Genomic DNA, 17,156 nt, shown 5'->3' on the forward strand with positions numbered 1-17,156 from the left:
GAGACTCTTCTGGCAACGGGCGTTGCAGTAGTTGCCGGAGAAGTAAGCACAAAGGCTTACGTAGATATTCCCAGGGTAGTAAGGGATACAATTCTCGATATCGGTTATAACAGGGCAAAGTTCGGCTTTGACGGAGAGACCTGTGCAGTTCTTACAAGTATCGATGAGCAGTCGCCGGATATTGCACTTGGAGTGAATAAGTCCTTTGAGGCGAAAAAGAATGATACAGATAGATATGCGCTTATCGGCGCGGGGGACCAGGGTATGATGTTCGGCTATGCAACGAATGAAACTACCGAGATGATGCCGTTGCCTATAGTCCTTGCCCACAGGCTGGCCCGTAGGCTCAGCAAAGTGAGAAAGGATCAATCGGTTCGTGGTTTTAGACCTGACGGAAAGACCCAGGTCACAGTTAAATATCAGGATGGCAAGCCCGTTGGCGTAACTGCGATAGTGGTATCGACCCAGCATGATCCTGACTTGACTGCAGAGGAGATCGAAAGACTCGTAGTTGACAACGTAATTGCTCCTGAAATAGACCACGAGCTACTTCTTGAAGGGGTGGAAATCTTTGTGAACCCGACGGGCAGATTCGTCAGGGGAGGTCCTTCTGCAGATACGGGATTGACTGGCAGGAAGATCATCGTCGATACTTACGGAGGCTGGACACCTCACGGTGGAGGGGCCTTCAGTGGAAAGGATCCTACGAAGGTAGATAGGTCTGCTCACTACATGGCGAGATATGCTGCCAAGAATATCGTGGCAGCCGGCCTTGCGGATCGAGTCACTCTTCAGCTTGCCTATGCGATAGGTGTTGCTAAGCCCGTATCCTTCATGATCGATGCCCACGATACAGAGAAGGTCGACCTCGAGAAGCTCAGAAAGGCGGTCCTTAAGGTCTTTGATTTCAGACCTGCGGCAATAATCGATCGTCTCAACCTGAAGCGCCCTATCTACAGACAGACAGCTTCATACGGTCATTTTGGAAGGATCGACGTCGAGCTTCCGTGGGAAGAAACAAACGCCGTCGACCAATTGAAGAAAGCATTAGATTGATGATAGAATTAACAGGTAAATCTCGAAAGGAGGAGAAGTGATAAGTGCCTAATAATGCATCAGCAAAGAAGAGAGTAAAGCAGACGGCTAAGAGAACCGTAATGAACAGGGCCGTCAGGACAAAATTCAGAAATGCTTCCAAGAAGCTGTATAAGGCTATGGAACAGGGCGAAGATCCACAGTCCGTTTCTTCCATGCTTAGCGAAGTATATTCTACTCTCGACAAGGCGGCGAAGTCAGGAACTATTCATAAGAATACGGCTTCACGTAAAAAGGCAAGATTGACCGCCAGAGTCAAGACTTATGTCGAAGCGAGAGGTTAATTGAACCAAAAAATAAGAAAAGGTGGCCTAGGCCACCTTTTTTTCATGATAACTAAATGTTGACAGGGGTAGCGTCCTGGTGAGTACCGGCGAGGACGTTCTCCTCGGTTTCAGGATCAAACAGGTGCATCATAGACATATCGAAGACCAGATCCATTTTGTCGCCTGCAGACGCTCTGCTCTTCGGATCAACCTTTGCGACGATTTCGTCCCCGTGAATAGTGGCGTGGATTAGAGTTTCGCTTCCAAGGGGTTCGACAACATCTACATTGCCCTTCACCGTGAATTCGTCTTTTGGCGCAACCGCGTACATCTTGTCGTAGATGTCTTCCGGTCTTATACCGAAAGTCGTTTCTTTGCCGACAAGGTGTCCGAGCCTCTCGACCTTGTCTTCAGGAACGAGAAGCTTCATATCTTCCTTTACTACCCAGACATTTCCTCCTTCAGATACAAGCTTCGCGCTGATGAAGTTCATTGCGGGAGTGCCGATGAATCCAGCAACGAACTTGTTTCTCGGCTCGAAGTAGACTGAATAAGGATCGCCGATCTGCTGAATTATTCCGTCTTTCATAATTACGATCTTGTCGGCCATTGTCATTGCTTCAACCTGGTCATGAGTAACGTAGATAATCGTTGCTTGGAGGTTCTGGTGAAGCCTCTTCAGTTCGGCTCTCATCTGTACCCTCAGCTTCGCGTCAAGGTTGGAGAGAGGTTCGTCGAAGAGGAAGACTTTTGGGTTTCTAACAATCGCTCTCCCGACTGCGACCCTCTGTCTCTGACCACCGGAAAGCTGCTTTGGCTTTCTATCCAGCAACTGCTCTATCCCAAGAATACGTGCCGCTTCTGTTACCCTCTTCTCGATCTCCGGCTTTGGAGTCTTTCTCAACTTAAGTCCGAAAGCCATGTTTTCGTAAACAGACATGTGTGGATAAAGCGCGTAGTTCTGAAAGACCATGGCGATGTCTCTATCCTTAGGTTCGACATCGTTAACAACTTTTCCACCGATCTTGATTGTTCCTTCCGTAATCTCCTCAAGGCCCGCGATCATTCTGAGTGTCGTCGTCTTTCCACAGCCTGAGGGACCGAGTAGAACCAGAAACTCCTTGTCCTGTACTTCGAGATTCGCATCGAGAACGGCCTTGAATCCGTTCGGATAAGTCTTTGCTACCTTCTCGAGGATAACTTCTGCCATCTTGCACCTCCGTCAATCATCATCAACCTGAACGATAAGATCCTTTATCTGGACATCCATAGCTTCATCGCCAGCGTCCATTAAGTACAGATCGTAAACCCGTTCGAGAAATCTGCTGAGGAGCACGTACTTGTCGTAGTCCATCATAACTGCCTTTGGAAGCCCGTTTTTTGTTATAATTATATCGGCCTTCTCACAATCGTCAACAACCTTTGAAAAGTGAGCTTTTGCTTCGGCCAGAGAATAAAATGAGAGCTCGTGTAATTTTGACAAGAGAACCACCTCGGGACCATTATACAGTATGACCACAATTATAGTCAAGCTTTTGTTTTCGGAGGTGCCAGAGATGGCGAAAAAGTTCTTCCAGAAACAGCCGATGATGAGAAAGGTTATCTATGCTCTACTTCCAATCTTGGTATTCTCCGTTGGAAATTTCGGCTGGGTAGTCTTCTCCACGGTTCTGCTTTCGGTTCTGGTTTCAGTCCTATGCGAATGGCTCTTTGAAAGGAAAAAGGGAAAATCGGTGAGCGAGGCTTCTATAGTCACCGGTATTTTGATGGGTCTGGTACTTCCTCCTGCAGTACCGTTCTGGATCGTCATAGTTGCCAGTTCTTTTGCAATTGTTTTTGCGAAAATGGCATTCGGGGGCTTTGCCAAAAACCTGTACAATCCGGCTCTTGTTGGCAGGGCCTTTGTCTACGTGAGTTTTCCGGCTGCAGTTCAGCAGAGCTGGACGCCAGCCGTCCAGTCATGGGGACAGGGCTTCAGTAGATGGATCAGCTCCGACGTTATTACTATGGCCACCCCTATGAATGTCATCAGGAGCGGAGAAGAGGTTAGCGCATGGAGAATGATCTTCGGGAACATCTCCGGCACTGCGGGAGAGACTGCGAAGTGGCTGATTGCTGCGGCGGCCGTTTACCTGATACTAACCAAGACCGCATCGTGGAAGATCATAGTCTCCACTCTCGTTTCGGCCTTCGCGATGTCGGGAATACTCTTCTTATTCGGACTTTCAAGCATAAACCCGGTCCACTCAATAATCGGGGGTAGCATTCTGTTCGGGGCTGTGTTCATGGCAACTGATCCTATCAGTGCTCCTAAGAAGGATACAGCAAAGTGGATATACGGAGTTATTATCGGGTCTCTAGCCATAGTAATCGGCACATTCTCACTTTTTGGTGCCGGTCTGATGTTTGCGGTGCTTATCGCAAATACATTCGCATCTCTTCTTGACTATCTGGTGACCCCAAAGAAGGTGAAAGCATGAGTGAAAAGCTTTACTCTGTAGTATTCACTTTCATTCTTACAACCGTATTCGTTATCTGTCTTGCAGGAATCAACGCAATTGCTTCAGGCACTATTGAAAGGAACGAACAGCTTGAATTTCGTCGTTCTTTGATCTATGTTTTCAATATTGTAGAGGATGCGCGTTCTCTGACGGGTGAAGAAGTGCAAAAACTCTATCTGGATAGAATACAGGAGATCGACGGTGAGCAGACCGTCTACATTGCTGATAATGAAGGAAAGAGAGAAATCGCATTTACAGTTCAAAGCGCAGGTCTATGGGGAACTATAACGGCCCTTGTCGCAGTTGATGAGAGTGGTTCTAGAATAGTTGGGATTGATTTTGTGAACCACTCAGAGACCCCAGGACTGGGCGGGAGAATCGACGAAACAGCTTTCAAGGAACAGTTCAGGGGAGAAAGGATATCATCGAGTTCTTCTGCCCGAATCGCCGTAGTGTCTGGACAGGATACTGGTTCGAAAGACGACTCAAAGGTAGATGCGATTACTGGAGCAACAAGGACTTCGGAGTCGATTCAAACTCTGCTTAATAAGGCAATCAACGATGTATTTCCTGCAGTTCTTGAGGCGGTGAATTAGAAATGGCTGAATCAAAGAAGTCGGTTTTTCTTACAAATATCTGGAAAGACAACCCCGTCATTGTTCAGATATTGGGAATCTGCTCGGCTCTGGCTGTAACAAACAACCTCACAAACACTCTAATAATGGGCATCGGCCTTATCTTCACCACCGCTTTCTCCTCGTTTACAATCTCGGCTTTGAGAAGGCATATCCCAAAGAATGTCCGTATGATGGTGCAGGTTCTGATAATAGCCACCTACGTCATAATTCTCGATATTGTCTTGAAGGCCTATTTGCCTTCTATAAGCAAAGCACTTGGCCCTTATGTGGGCCTTATAATAACCAACTGCATTATCATGGGTCGTGCAGAGGCTTTCGCACAGTCGCATGGGCCTGTGCTCTCTTTCATAGATGGAATCTCTGCGGGAATAGGTTATTCGTTGATCCTGCTTGCCGTGGCTTTTGTGAGAGAACTGCTAGGCTTCGGTACTCTGTTCGGATTGAGAGTCATGCCTGAAGGCTTCACTCCATGGGTAATAATGATAATGGCACCCAGTGCCTTCTTCATATTGGGTGCGATAATCTGGATCGCAAGGACTCCGATCGTGAAGAAGAAGTGAGGGGGGAGATGTAGATGGGAGTTCCGCTTAATCCTTTTGTGATAATGATCGCTGCAGCTCTTACTAGCAACATGGTTCTGAGCAACTTTCTGGGGATGTGCTCGTTCATTTCGGTATCGAAGGACATAAAGACGGCCAATGGTCTTGGCATGGCGGTAACCTTTGTTCTTACCTTGACATCTGTGCTCAATTACATAGTGTATTACTACATTCTTGTCCCGCTGAATTTAGTCTATCTAAGGTACATAGTGTTCATTATTGTCATTGCCGCATTCGTTCAGTTTCTGGAGATGGTCATAGACAGATTCTCTCCAACGCTCTACATGAATCTCGGGATCTTTCTGCCTTTAATTACTGTGAATTGTGCGATCCTTGGGGGCGTACTGTTCATGATTATCAGAGAGTACAGCCTGATTCAGTCGTTATTCTTCGGTTTCGGCTCTGGAGCCGGCTGGTGGCTTGCGATAGTTGCTCTGTCTGCAATGCGAATGAGACTTAGAGAGAAGGACCTGCCTCCTCAGTTGGTGGGCCCGGGAATAACAATGATTATCATCGGCATTATGGCCCTGGCCTTTATGGGTTTCTCGGGCATGCTGCCCGTCCAGTAAGGTGGTGTTTGGCTTGCAGATAATCGTCACGGCTCTGGTCGTTGGAGGGATCTCCGCAGTACTCGCTGCCGTTCTTACAATTGCAGACGCTCTTGTGAACAATTATGGAGAAGTAAGTATCACTATCAACGACTCGAAGAGTCACAAGGTCAAGGGCGGATCTACTCTTCTTTCGACTCTTGCTGGAGAAAAGATCTTCATTCCATCTGCCTGTGGGGGAAAGGGCAGCTGCGGTCTCTGTAAGGTTAAAGTGAAGACGGACGTTGGGCCTATACTTCCCACTGAACTTCCTTATCTTTCGCCTAAGGAGAAGAAGGACAATGTGAGGCTTTCGTGCCAGATCAAAGTTAAGGGTGATATGTCAATCGAGATTCCCGAAGAGTTGTTCAACATTCGCGAATATGTGGCGACAGTCTCTTCCATAGAAGACGTTACTCACGACATTAAGGAAGTCTTTTTCAGTATTCAAGATGAGATAAGTTTCAGAGCCGGTCAGTACGTCCAGCTGGTTGTCCCTGCCTATGGGGATATAAGAGAAGAGACCATGAGAGCCTACTCGATGTCCTCCCAGCCGTCCGTGAAGAATGGAGTGGAACTCCTTATAAGACTGGTTCCAAATGGAATTGTTACCACTTACGTCCACAAAATGCTCAAAGTGGGTGACAGGATTAGAATCCTCGGACCATTCGGAGATTTCTTTCTAAGAGATACCGATTCAGATATAATATTCATTGCCGGAGGTTCTGGAATGGCTCCGATCAAGTCAATCTTGTTGGATATGATGGAAAAGGGAGTTGAGAGAAAGGCGTATTATTTCTTTGGAGCAAGAAGTAAGAGGGATCTTTTCTACCTTGAGGAGATGAAGGAAATCGAAAGCAAGATGCCAAATTTTAACTTCATTCCTGCGCTGTCCGATCCGCAGCAGGAAGACAACTGGCAAGGCGAGATAGGTCTCATTACTGATGTTGTCGACAGATATCTTTCCGAACAGGGTGATGATGTTGCAAGAGAAGGGTATCTCTGCGGCAGTCCCGGAATGATAAACGCCTGCATAGATGTTTTGACGAAGCACAAAATCACTGAAGAAAAGATCTACTTCGACAAATTTGGATAGTTTTGGAGGTGAGATTGTGAAACAGACTCCGGACTTCGATAAGATCCAGGAAAATATGAGAGCCGGCAGTATTACCGGCCCGGGTTTTCTTGGTCACGACGAAAGAAATCTGGTAGATATTATTAGTGAGGATCAGGCGAAGGTAAAGGAACTGGGTTTGACAAACGAGATAATCGCGAACAAACTGGAAATGTTTATGAAGCAAGGCGAGAGAGGATTCGGTTCGCCTGTAAAGGTCGATGACCGATTCGTTGTAATCGTTGAGGAGAGCCGTGGCTACATACCCTGTCCCTTTCGTCACGGTCATCTTTCAAAGAAAGCCAACGTCAATGTCAGGAACATAGCTCGAAAGGAAGAAGTCGACTACTCACCTATTTCAATCCATCTGATTAGAGAACATGGCTTTTATCAAGGGAAGGGGTCTCCTTACAGGCTTGATCCAGCAAAGGTAGCAAGGATTCTAGAACTTATCTGAATGATGGGAGCAGTGAAAGTGAAAGGCGCTAAGGTGAAGCGTTATAGAAACAGGGCGTTGTTCACAGTCGCCTTTGTGTTGGGACTGATTGCATTTGCTTCTTACTACGCATTTGGTCACAGGAAAGATGCTGTTGTGCCCAAAGATGAGATTATGCTTGACGATCTTGTTTTCAATCGAAGTATCTTCACTTTTCTCGGTGAAGCGCCATTTCCGCCAGATCAGGGACTCGCGAATGGGGTTTCCGTTAAGCAGGAAAGCGGAGAAAGCATCAGAGTGTTCTACCCTCCGTATGACAACTCGGTGCGCTGCCTGCAACTGGATCTAAGTTCAAGAGTGATAAACGTCTATGTCTGGAAAATGGAATCTGTTGAAGCTGCAAAAGACACATGGGAGACGCTCTTCCTTGTAGAAGGATCGGTTCTGACTAGAGATTTAGGAAGGATTAAGAAGTCAGATTACTACTACGCCAAAATAGTCAGGTTCGGAGGTAAAGATCAGTCCTTGCTATGGCAAAAAGGTAGATGGGTTATCCTTGCGAAGAGTCCGGGTTTTACGCTCGACGAGAAGGAAGAGATGCAGATTCTTACGGAGTTGTTTGATCCTAGTATAAGAAGCTAGTTTCTTCCTCGGAATAGACTTCGATGCCGTTCTTCATGAGCAGTTCTGCCGTTATTCCCATTCCGTCTATCATCACTCCGCTGAAGGTTCCGTCGTAGATACCTCTACAACCACAAGAAGGACTTCTCGATTTGAGAACTGCAATACTTGAACCTGAGAGTTTTGCAATCTTCAGAACCTCTTCGGCCCCCTTCTCATAGTTGCTCGTGACATCGTTTCCAAACTGATCTAGGACTATCTTGCTTGCCAGCCAGTCCTTTGAGGTAGTAACCTCCGCACGAGGCCTAGGCGTGGGGAGTCCGCCAAGCTGCTCGGGGCACACAGGCAAAAAAACAAACCTGTCGACCAGCTCTAGAAGCTTGAAAGACAGGTTGTTATCTCCACGATAGGTGCAATTGACTCCGATAAGGCACGCACTAACCAGTATCTTTGTCATTTACCACCGGCAGCGGTGCCGTCATCCTCTCTTCTTATAACATACATAAGATCACGAGTTGGAAGCATAGAAAGTGGATTCATCGTGTTGGTCTTCGGATCTCTGACTTCGAAATGTACGTGAGGACCAGTCGAGACCCCTGTGCTTCCGACCCGGCCGATCAACGAACCGGTATCCACTCTTTGACCTACATAAACACTGATCCTGCTCATGTGGCCATAGCGGGTTACGTAACCGTTGTCGTGCTGTATTTCAACCATATTTCCATAACCGCCGTTCACTCCGGCAAAGACTACTGTTCCCCTCGAAGCTGCGAAGATCGGCGTTCCTTCCGGAGCCGCAATGTCAAGCCCCGAATGGAATGAGGGCTGCCCGCTTACAGGATGTGTTCTCCAACCGTAATCAGAAGATATTACTCCATAAATGGGCCATCTGAAAGGGGTGCTCTGAGGAATGTACTGATACAGGTTGACCAAAGACATGGGAATAAAAACTCTTTGACCGGGATTGATTACAGAATCCGGCCTGAGATTATTTGCTGCTATCAATTCATCGACAGGAGAGAAAAACAACTTTGCGATGTAATCGAAGGTGTCACCAGACTGAACCTCGTAGATCAAACCGTCCGGTTGGGGTATCTTAAGCGTGTCCCCTGCTTTAATGCTGTTTGCACTTTTGATATTGTTGAAGTCAATAATAGTTGAGATGCTTACACTCAGATCTCTCGAAATAGTATGAATCGAGTCTCCCGGCCTAACCACGTATGTAACGAGGAAATACGCGAAACTGCGAGTCATTAATAGCAAAGACGATAATAGGAATAACAGAATGACCCGACGGTTCATTCCCTGCCACCTCCAAATAGCCCCAAAGAAAAGAAGACAACCAGAATTATTATACCAAAAAGCAGTCCAACGGCAAAATGCAGACCGAAAATTGATTGTAAAATAATTGATAACCCAATCAAAACAGATACCGCGCTCCCCAGAAGAACGACAGCAGCCGCTGTATCCTTGAGTACACGCACTCTTTCATCATAGTAGGGCCTCAATATGTCTGCTATCTTCTCCACCAGGGTATTGATTCCTTCGAGAAGCAGAACCATAAACGTACAGAAGAGAAGCCAGTAATAATCACCCTTGTCCAGTCCGATCAGTGCGCCGACAGTCAAGATCACTGCTCCGATTACAAGCTGGATTCTGAAGTTTCTCTCTCTCAGAAGGTGCTTGATTCCATTTGTTGCGTTGCCAAGACTCCTGATAAACTTCTTCATTCAAATCCCCGGCCGACAGAATCGATTCTTTCTCTTCTAATACTATACGATTTCTCTATTAGTGAGTAACCGAAATCAATCGCCTGGGAATTCATCTCTACGTACTTTGGTTTTATGTGTTTTGCCATGGCATCTTTCAACGACTGAGTTGTGACGAAGTTTCCTGCTCTGGCAATCAACCCTAGACCGACCATATTGGCCGGCAGAGTACTTCCAAACTTGTTATCAGTGAGCTCTGTCACTGGCTTCGATATGATCTTTCTCGTCATTCTGATTCCTTCTTTTGGAATAGACTTGACGAGAGTGGAGTCGACAATAAGAACGCCGTTCATGTGAATGAGAGGGGCATGAGCATTTACAGCGGTTTGGTGCATAGAGTAAATCAGTTCAAAGGAATGAGCCTTGGGGTAATCTATGGGCTCAGTGTTGAAGAGAACATCGCAGTGAGAGAGTCCTCCTCTCACCTGGGCTCCGAAAGACTGGGTCTGCACTACCCAACTTCCCTGTATCAAAAGGGCCTCTGCGAGAATTATCCCCATCAAAACATTTCCCTGGCCTCCAATACCGGAAATCCTTACCGAATGAGGCTGAGAGAATGCGTGCTTCATGCTTTCTCACCTCTCTCCGCTGCGATTATCTGCTCGCTCTTTGCCTTGTATCTGTCGCTGTATGTTTCCGCTTCTATATTCACAAACTCACCTGCAACGATCTTATCTTTCAGCTCTTCGGGAGTCATTGTTTTTGATTTGGCTATTTGAACTGTGTTTTTCTTGAAGTATGCAAGCATGTCTTCGGGTTTCGACATTGCGTTGTACCTGCCATAGTACGTATGGCAGTTGGTCATGATCTCTACTATCCCCATGCCTCTATGGTTGAGGGCCTTCTGAATGAACTGAACCATTTGAGCATAGTGAAATACTGTCGTTCTGGCAACATACGTTGCGCCTGAAGAGACTGCCAGGTTAACTATGTCAAACGAGTTTTCAACGTTTCCATATGGCGAGGTCGAAGCTATCTTCTCGTAAGGAGTAGTAGGAGAGTATTGCCCACCGGTCATACCGTAGATATTGTTGTTGAATATTATTGCAGTGAGATCCATGTTTCTCCTGCAGGCATGAATGAAGTGATTCCCTCCTATGGCGACCATATCACCGTCTCCACCCATAACTACCACATTGAATTCCGGTCGGGCAAGCTTCACTCCTGTAGCGAATGCTACTGCTCTTCCATGAAGAGTGTGCATCGTATTGAAGTTCAGGTAGCCCGTAACCCTTGAAGAACATCCGATTCCCGAGATGACGGCGACTCTGTCGGGATCAAGTTCTTCCTTATCGACAGCTTCTATGAAAGCCTTCATAATAACGCCGTTTCCGCAACCCGGGCACCAAACATGAGGCATCCTGTCCTGCCTTAAGTACTTCATTAACTTTGCGATAGCCATGATTTCCTCCCATTCACTTTGTGAAATGCGTCATTGTGACACCTGTTTTTTCGAACATAAACTCAGTAAGTGGATCCGGGTAACCTTCGGAGAACACAACCTTTATTATCCCCGCATTGATTATTAGTCTGGCGCAGATGGAGCAAGGGCGATGAGTAACGTATATGGTGGATCCATTAGTCGAGATTCCGAATTTCGCCGCTTGAGACAGTGCGTTTTGTTCAGCATGAGCGGCGTAACATATCTCCTGATTCTGGCCGGAAGGTATTCCCAGAGCATCCCTTATGCACTCTATCTCATCGCAATGAGGGAAACCCGAAGGCGGTTGATTATAGCCGGTCGAAAGAATCCTATTCTCCCTCACTATTAGAGCGCCCACTTTTCTATGATGGCAGCTGGATCGCTCTCTAACCTGGTACGCGAGTCTCATGAAGTAAGAGTCCCAGCTTTCGGTCTCATTACGGCGTTCGTGAATAGAGAACCTCTTCAGATAGTCGGAAAGCTCTTCCACGGCCATTATCTCAGTCCTTCCAGAAGTTCAACATGGTTCTTCTCTTCGCTGATTACCTTTTCGAGAGCTTCGACAGTATCGGCCTTTGAGTTCTTCAAAAGACTCTCGTAGAACGCTATGCTTTTCTTTTCCACTTCTATTGCATGTTCAATAGCCTTTTTATAGTCTGAGCGGCTCATCGCGTCCTTCAATTCGTCAGAAAACACACTTGCCTCGGTCAAGGCCGCCATGTACTGACGTGCATCGTCCCAGTTTATAAGTTCTATGGCCTCCTCTTCAAATCTCCTGAGAAGAGTTCGAAAGGTATCGGCGTGACTTCTTTCCTGAGAAGAGAGGAACCTAAAGACCGAGCCCTGCCGGTCGTTATGCGCGCTCTCCGCCAGTTCTCTGTAAGAGTTCTCTCCTTCAGTTTCGATTCTTAATGCAACCTCGAGTACTTCATGTGGAGAAAGCAATCTCGATCTCCTCCTTTATATCCAGGAGCTGCTGTAACACTCTTCTGGAGACATCCATCCCGGAGTCGTTCAACTTAAGCGTCTCTTCGTCAGATGAGATATAATCTCCAAGACGGGTTTTTATCTTTGAAATCAGGAGAGAAAGAAGCTCCCGGGAATACACCAGATCAGACAGATCCACTCCTTCTGCCAACCTCAGTCCCATAAAGAGAGTTTCAAACAACTCCTGAACAGCATCGTTTTCTGCGAACTCGGCGATCGGTTTTATCTTCTGGTTGACCAAACTGCTGTAAAGTTGAAGGTCCTCGGTATTGACGTATCTCTTGCGATCCAGATGACCGCCGGCAGAAACTCCGAAACCCAGATACTCCTCGTTTCGCCAGTACTTCAGATTATGAAGACATTCACTACCATCTTTTGCCCAGGATGATATCTCATATCTCTTGTATCCCATACTGGCCAAAGATTCAAGAACCATGTCGTGAAGTTCTGCAATTGCTTCGGAATCGGGCAACTCAATGATAGCATCATGTACCCGCCTCATCAATTCAGTTTCGTGATCTGAATCAAAGATATAGTATGAGACGTGATCGGGGGAAAGCTCTTTGATCAGCTCTAAATTGGCAATCACGTTTTCTCTGTTTTCACCGGGTAACCCGAGAATGAAATCGAGATTCAGATTATCGAAAGTATCTCTGCTCAAGAACAACCTGCCCATAAGATCGGCGGGAACGGGTCTATCGCAACGCTCCAATATACTCCGCTCGGATGACTGGACTCCCACTGAAAGCCTGGTGAAGCCAATAGATCTCCACGCCAGGAGATGCTCTTTATCGAGCTCCCACGGGTTGGCCTCTATGGTAGCCTCAGACACATCTGTACCCAATGAAAGATTGATATGCGATACGATTTCCTCCATTAGGTCAATAGGATACAGCGAAGGTGATCCCCCTCCGAAGTACAAGGTATCGACGATTCCCGGGACCTCATACATCTCGATCTCCTTCTTCAACGAATCATGATAGGCCTCGACCGATTCCCTGTCGAATTGGATTGTGCAGAAATCGCAATAAGAGCATTTTCTAGCACAGAAAGGAATATGCACATACGCTCCCACACCCATCAGAATACAAGCCTCATGAAAATCCCGTTAAGGTTGAAGTTTGTGACTGAGATACCTGCAAAGACCGAATCGTCGCTCCCAAGCTTCGAGATAAGCATCTGTGCATCGATCCCTCGCATGCTTACCATGACTGTCGGCGAAAGCATTAGTCTCAGGTCGCCGGCCGGGACTATGAAATTCCCGGCGAAAGCCACGCCGAGATCGAAGGAAAGATAGTTCATCCCTATCCCTATACCGTAACCGACCTCTCCGAGCGAGTCGTTAGTCTTGAGATCCACAGTGGCGACAACGTTACTCTCTGCATTCTTTATCCTTAGGCTTCGCTCATATTCCTTTGCATAAAGATACAAACCTATATCGTTAAACGAAAAGGAGTCCTCCCCATGGAGGAATACGTTGAGGCCTCCATTGAGCTGACCCAGCGGTAGACGCACCCAGTTCCTCGCCAGATACTTCATCTTGCCCACCGTTGAAAGCTCGAGTTCAAGAGTAGTGTGAGAAAAGATGGGGATCTGATTTGTGTTGGTGACGTACCTTACACCCATGAAAAGCCCCTCGTTGCTGGCAAGCAGCGATCCTCTGAAAAGGCCGTCTTTGATCTTCAGCTTAAGAAATCCGGTGGAGTATTCCTCCCAGGTGTCCACATAAGTTACCCCAACGTAGGGGATTCCCGAGGCCAAAGCTAGTGTCAGATAAATATCTTCATATGCCCGTATGTCCGCGGAAACGCTCCACCCAGCATTGTTCAGCTTGATCTGAATTTCGGAGAAGATCAGAACTCCCAGAAAAACAACTATGAACAGACAAAGTCTCTTCTTCAATCTCTAAGCAGCCTCCTTGCGATTTCATTTGCCTTGGACGGGTTTGCCTTTCCTTTGGTCGCTTTCATGACCGCTCCTACGAAGTATCCAAGGACTCCCTCCTTACCGTCTCTAAACTGCTGAACGGCTGCAGGGTTGTCATTCATGGCCTTTCGAACTGCATCTTCGATCACGGTGTCATCGTCTATCTGTTGAAGTCCCTTTTCTCTAACCAATTCAGCAGGTGACTTTCCGTTCTCCACGATCACTGAAAAAATGTCTTTTGCTATCTTGTTTGAGATCTTGCCCTGCTCAATTAGATCGAAAAGCTCCTTGAAGTTCTCCGGACTTACCTTCACCTCTTCCAGGGAAAGTTGCCTATCGTTCATAAGCCTCATAACCTCTCCCATAATCCAGTTTGAACTCTCTTTGGGCTTTCCGGTGGCCTGCGCAACCTCTTCAAAATAAGAAGAGATTTCACTATCTGAAGCAAGAACGGAGGCGTCATAGCCGGGAAGCGAGTATTGCTCCATGAATCTCTCTACTTTCTCCCAGGGAAGCTCCGGAAGACTTCTCTCAATTCTCTCTATAAGATCATCGCTTATTATAAGCTCTGGGAGATCAGGTTCGGGGAAATAACGGTAATCGTTCTCTTCCTCCTTTGATCTCATAGAATATGTTTCCTTTGAAGAGAAATTCCAGGACCTGGTTTCTTTTGCGACATCGACTCCTGAAGCCAATGCCTTGGAAATCCTCTCCTGTTCAAATTCCAGTGCCTTCTCAACGAACTTGAAAGAGTTGATGTTCTTGATTTCTACCCTGTTGGAGCTCCTCCCACTCTCGTCAACCATCGAGATGTTTGCATCGCAGCGCAATGCGCCCTTCTCCATGTCTCCAGAACAGACACCCAGGGCCCTTAGCGTATCTCTGAGGAGTTCCATGAAGATGCGGGCCTCGACCGGACTCTTTAGATCTGGTTCTGTAACAATTTCAATTAGCGGAACCCCGCACCTATTTAGATCCAGATGACTTCCCGACGATCCGGTTATTGATTCCGTTCCCTGATGAACCATCTTGCTCGCGTCTTCTTCTATGTGAATCCTGCGGATCCTAATACTTCGCTTCTCTTCGCCGTTTACGAGATACAGGTAACCGTTCTCGGCTATCGGGAAAAAGTATTGAGTAATCTGATAACCCTTCGGCAGATCCGGGTAAAAGTAATTCTTTCTGTCAAAGACCGACCGCCTATTGATGGTGCAGTTCATAGCAATTCCGGCCATTACGGCGAACTCGACTACCCGTTCGTTTAACACCGGTAAAGTGCCGGGTTGACCTGTGCAGACAGGGCAAATAACAGTATTCGGTTCAAGATCGAAAACATCGGCCCGACAGCTACAGAATGCTTTGGTCTCGGTTTTGAGCTGAGCATGGATTTCCAGCCCGATCACAGTCTTATACATTATTTCGCCCACCTTTCAGGGATCTTCGCCAGTCCGTTTTCATAAGAGGGAGAGAGATCCTCAATCCCCCCGGCAGCATTCAGTAGCGAGACATCACTGAACCTCTTCCCGGTGAGAAGCAGACCGACAGGCAAACCGTCAACCAGGCCTGTAGGAACTGAGATCGACGGAAGCCCTGCTACATTTGCAGGTATAGTATATATATCCATAAGATAGTAGGCGAGGGGATCGGTTATCTCGCCAAGTCTCGGAGCAATGACTGGCGAAGAGGGATTTACAATGTAATCATATTCATTGAGTACTCGGTTGAGTTCACCGGCCATGATCCTTCTTGTTTTCAACGCTTTTCTGTAGTACGCGTCATAATAGGTGGCGCTGAGAGTGAAAGTTCCAAGAAGAATCCTCCTTTTCACTTCTTCTCCGAAACCGCTGTCTCTGTTCTTGTTTATGAGACTTTCATAGTCTTCTGCGGGACTTCTCGACCCAAATCTGATTCCGTCATAACGGGCGAGATTCGAGCTTGCCTCGGCCGGAGCGATCAAGTAATATGTGGCGACAGCATACTCGACACTAGGAATCGAAATCTCCTCTACTTTTGCACCGGCGCTCCTCATAGCTTCCATCATTGACAGGAATCTCTCTTTGACTCCCGAATCCAAACCCGGGTAGTTAAGCATCTCTGAAGGTGCAGCAAACTTCAGCCCCTTAATATCGCTTTCAATAGAGACATTGAAGTCTAGATTCCTCCTTAGAGTATTTGAATCCTTCGGATCGTGGCCTGCGATCATCGCCATCACTTCTGCGGCGTCTTGTGCACAGCGCGTCAATGGCCCGATCTGATCCAGCGATGAGGCAAATGCAACCAATCCGTATCTCGACACAAGGCCATAAGTCGGTTTAAAACCAACGATTCCGCACATGGAAGCCGGCTGTCTTACCGACCCTCCGGTATCACTTCCCAATGCAAATGGGGCAAGACCCGCAGCAACTGCTGCTGCGCTTCCACCACTGCTGCCTCCAGGAATTCGGTCGAGATCCCAGGGATTTCTGGAAGGTCCAAACGCGGAGTTCTCAGTTGAGGAACCCATTGCGAATTCATCCATATTGGTCTTGCCAAGTATAATTCCGCCTTTATTGTTCAGCTTGCTGGTAACAGTGGCGTCATAAGGAGACTCATAGTTTTCAAGTATTCTACTCGCACAGGTTGTTCGAGTCCCTACCGCCAGAATATTATCCTTTAGAGCATAAGGAAACCCTTCCTTTTGCGAATCGGAAGGGTTGCTCACCTGAAGAAATGCATTCAGTTTGTCGTTGTATCTATCAATTCTCTCTCTATAAAACTCAAAAGAACCTCTTAAGGACATGATCTCTGAAAGCCTTAGATTCAGGGGATTCTTCGTCACGAAAGCCACCTCCAGATATTCAGGACAATTCTAACATTTTCAGAGCACTTCTAACAGCAGAAAACGACCGAAATTGAGTAAAAGGCCCATTTATGAATCTAATGCCCTCTGCCATGGTGAGACTTTAGCAGCCACAAAATGTTCGCAAGGTTGTGGTTGGACTGTATGAGACAAATAAAAGAGAAGCCCTTCGTTCCAGAGCGAGGATCTTTTATTCGTCCTATGATGCGCCGTACGCTGAAAGATCAGTTGCAAGTTCTCAGTTCCAAGTTGCAAGCTGTTGATCAAAACATCACATTCCGTCATGCTGAACTTGTTTCAAAATACTGCTCTCAAGGTTTTTCGAACCTGCAAGTTGCAAGTTATAAGAGCAAAA

The 17,156-nt window shown here is 46.9% G+C and carries 23 protein-coding genes; 10 read left to right on the forward strand and 13 right to left on the reverse strand.

The genetic code is table 11. From position 1 onward, the window contains the following. Together metK and rpsT are read left to right on the forward strand one after the other, a co-directional pair. A partial coding sequence (metK, locus tag B3K91_RS11085; protein ID WP_292595160.1) for a methionine adenosyltransferase occupies positions 1-1,056 on the forward strand: 1,056 nt, incomplete at its 5' end. Positions 1,057-1,100: 44 nt separating this feature from the next. Beyond that, positions 1,101-1,379 carry a 30S ribosomal protein S20 gene (gene rpsT / locus B3K91_RS11090; protein ID WP_099828554.1) on the forward strand — a complete coding sequence of 93 codons (279 nt, stop codon included), beginning with the start codon at positions 1,101-1,103 and terminating at the stop codon, positions 1,377-1,379. A gap of 52 nt (positions 1,380-1,431) precedes the next feature. Here rpsT and B3K91_RS11095 read toward each other — a convergent pair whose 3' ends face one another. Continuing rightward, the gene (locus B3K91_RS11095) at positions 1,432-2,571 is read right to left on the reverse strand and encodes an ABC transporter ATP-binding protein (protein ID WP_292591955.1); all 1,140 of its coding nucleotides are present in this window, start codon (positions 2,569-2,571) and stop codon (positions 1,432-1,434) included. 12 nt (positions 2,572-2,583) lie between these two features. Beyond that, on the reverse strand, positions 2,584-2,844 hold the full coding sequence (locus B3K91_RS11100; protein WP_102819380.1) for a type II toxin-antitoxin system Phd/YefM family antitoxin: 261 nt from the start codon (positions 2,842-2,844) through the stop codon (positions 2,584-2,586). A gap of 73 nt (positions 2,845-2,917) precedes the next feature. Here B3K91_RS11100 and B3K91_RS11105 point away from each other — a divergent pair, with 73 nt between their 5' ends. Genes B3K91_RS11105 through B3K91_RS11135 form a run of 7 tightly spaced genes read left to right on the forward strand, consistent with a single transcriptional unit; the run spans position 2,918 to position 7,878 of the window. Next, the gene (locus B3K91_RS11105; RefSeq protein WP_292591954.1) at positions 2,918-3,841 is read left to right on the forward strand and encodes an RnfABCDGE type electron transport complex subunit D; all 924 of its coding nucleotides are present in this window, start codon (positions 2,918-2,920) and stop codon (positions 3,839-3,841) included. After that, a complete protein-coding gene (locus B3K91_RS11110; protein ID WP_214060230.1) occupies positions 3,838-4,458 on the forward strand; it encodes an FMN-binding protein in 621 nt (206 codons plus the stop codon). The genes B3K91_RS11105 and B3K91_RS11110 overlap by 4 nt, the downstream gene beginning before the upstream one ends. A gap of 2 nt (positions 4,459-4,460) precedes the next feature. Then, on the forward strand, positions 4,461-5,060 hold the full coding sequence (locus B3K91_RS11115; protein ID WP_099828559.1) for an NADH:ubiquinone reductase (Na(+)-transporting) subunit D: 600 nt from the start codon (positions 4,461-4,463) through the stop codon (positions 5,058-5,060). A gap of 14 nt (positions 5,061-5,074) precedes the next feature. Beyond that, positions 5,075-5,668 (forward strand): NADH:ubiquinone reductase (Na(+)-transporting) subunit E, encoded by a 594-nt coding sequence (locus B3K91_RS11120; RefSeq protein ID WP_099828560.1) that lies wholly within the window; start codon positions 5,075-5,077, stop codon positions 5,666-5,668. A gap of 13 nt (positions 5,669-5,681) precedes the next feature. Then, the gene (locus B3K91_RS11125; RefSeq protein WP_292591953.1) at positions 5,682-6,782 is read left to right on the forward strand and encodes an NADH:ubiquinone reductase (Na(+)-transporting) subunit F; all 1,101 of its coding nucleotides are present in this window, start codon (positions 5,682-5,684) and stop codon (positions 6,780-6,782) included. A 16-nt stretch (positions 6,783-6,798) separates the two neighbouring features. Beyond that, positions 6,799-7,257: a hypothetical protein gene (locus B3K91_RS11130; protein ID WP_214060228.1), complete on the forward strand. Its 459-nt coding sequence runs from the start codon at positions 6,799-6,801 to the stop codon at positions 7,255-7,257. 18 nt (positions 7,258-7,275) lie between these two features. Continuing rightward, on the forward strand, positions 7,276-7,878 hold the full coding sequence (locus tag B3K91_RS11135) for a hypothetical protein (protein ID WP_292595165.1): 603 nt from the start codon (positions 7,276-7,278) through the stop codon (positions 7,876-7,878). Here the strand turns inward: B3K91_RS11135 and B3K91_RS11140 are convergent. The 11 genes from B3K91_RS11140 to gatA are packed head-to-tail and all read right to left on the reverse strand — an operon-like array spanning position 7,862 to position 16,780. Next, positions 7,862-8,314: a DUF523 domain-containing protein gene (locus B3K91_RS11140; RefSeq protein ID WP_099828563.1), complete on the reverse strand. Its 453-nt coding sequence runs from the start codon at positions 8,312-8,314 to the stop codon at positions 7,862-7,864. The two genes, B3K91_RS11135 and B3K91_RS11140, sit on opposite strands and share 17 nt — an antisense overlap. Beyond that, the gene (locus tag B3K91_RS11145; protein ID WP_292591951.1) at positions 8,311-9,159 is read right to left on the reverse strand and encodes a M23 family metallopeptidase; all 849 of its coding nucleotides are present in this window, start codon (positions 9,157-9,159) and stop codon (positions 8,311-8,313) included. Before B3K91_RS11145 ends, B3K91_RS11140 begins: the two co-directional genes overlap by 4 nt. Then, a complete protein-coding gene (locus B3K91_RS11150) occupies positions 9,156-9,587 on the reverse strand; it encodes a diacylglycerol kinase family protein (RefSeq protein ID WP_292591949.1) in 432 nt (143 codons plus the stop codon). Before B3K91_RS11150 ends, B3K91_RS11145 begins: the two co-directional genes overlap by 4 nt. After that, complete coding sequence (locus B3K91_RS11155; RefSeq protein WP_292591947.1) at positions 9,584-10,195, reverse strand: 2-oxoacid:acceptor oxidoreductase family protein; 612 nt, start codon at positions 10,193-10,195, stop codon at positions 9,584-9,586. The genes B3K91_RS11150 and B3K91_RS11155 overlap by 4 nt, the downstream gene beginning before the upstream one ends. Then, on the reverse strand, positions 10,192-11,028 hold the full coding sequence (locus B3K91_RS11160) for a 2-oxoacid:ferredoxin oxidoreductase subunit beta (RefSeq protein WP_292591945.1): 837 nt from the start codon (positions 11,026-11,028) through the stop codon (positions 10,192-10,194). The genes B3K91_RS11155 and B3K91_RS11160 overlap by 4 nt, the downstream gene beginning before the upstream one ends. A gap of 13 nt (positions 11,029-11,041) precedes the next feature. After that, positions 11,042-11,545, reverse strand: coding sequence for a deoxycytidylate deaminase (locus B3K91_RS11165; RefSeq protein ID WP_102819389.1), 504 nt, complete (start codon positions 11,543-11,545; stop codon positions 11,042-11,044). After that, a complete protein-coding gene (locus B3K91_RS11170; protein ID WP_292591943.1) occupies positions 11,545-11,994 on the reverse strand; it encodes a ferritin-like domain-containing protein in 450 nt (149 codons plus the stop codon). Before B3K91_RS11170 ends, B3K91_RS11165 begins: the two co-directional genes overlap by 1 nt. Further along, the gene (hemW, locus tag B3K91_RS11175; protein WP_292591941.1) at positions 11,978-13,117 is read right to left on the reverse strand and encodes a radical SAM family heme chaperone HemW; all 1,140 of its coding nucleotides are present in this window, start codon (positions 13,115-13,117) and stop codon (positions 11,978-11,980) included. The genes B3K91_RS11170 and hemW overlap by 17 nt, the downstream gene beginning before the upstream one ends. Further along, positions 13,117-13,938, reverse strand: coding sequence for a hypothetical protein (locus B3K91_RS11180; RefSeq protein ID WP_292591940.1), 822 nt, complete (start codon positions 13,936-13,938; stop codon positions 13,117-13,119). The genes hemW and B3K91_RS11180 overlap by 1 nt, the downstream gene beginning before the upstream one ends. Beyond that, entirely contained in the window at positions 13,935-15,380 is a 1,446-nt protein-coding gene (gene gatB, locus B3K91_RS11185; RefSeq protein ID WP_349682112.1) for an Asp-tRNA(Asn)/Glu-tRNA(Gln) amidotransferase subunit GatB, read from the reverse strand. Before gatB ends, B3K91_RS11180 begins: the two co-directional genes overlap by 4 nt. Continuing rightward, positions 15,377-16,780, reverse strand: coding sequence for an Asp-tRNA(Asn)/Glu-tRNA(Gln) amidotransferase subunit GatA (gene gatA, locus B3K91_RS11190; RefSeq protein WP_292591937.1), 1,404 nt, complete (start codon positions 16,778-16,780; stop codon positions 15,377-15,379). The genes gatB and gatA overlap by 4 nt, the downstream gene beginning before the upstream one ends. Positions 16,781-16,945: 165 nt before the next feature. Here gatA and B3K91_RS11195 point away from each other — a divergent pair. Continuing rightward, positions 16,946-17,156 (forward strand): hypothetical protein (locus B3K91_RS11195; protein WP_292595168.1); only part of this gene is annotated, 211 nt, incomplete at its 3' end.

The sequence above is a fragment of the Mesotoga sp. UBA5847 genome, from assembly GCF_002432735.1.
Lineage (GTDB): Bacteria > Thermotogota > Thermotogae > Petrotogales > Kosmotogaceae > Mesotoga.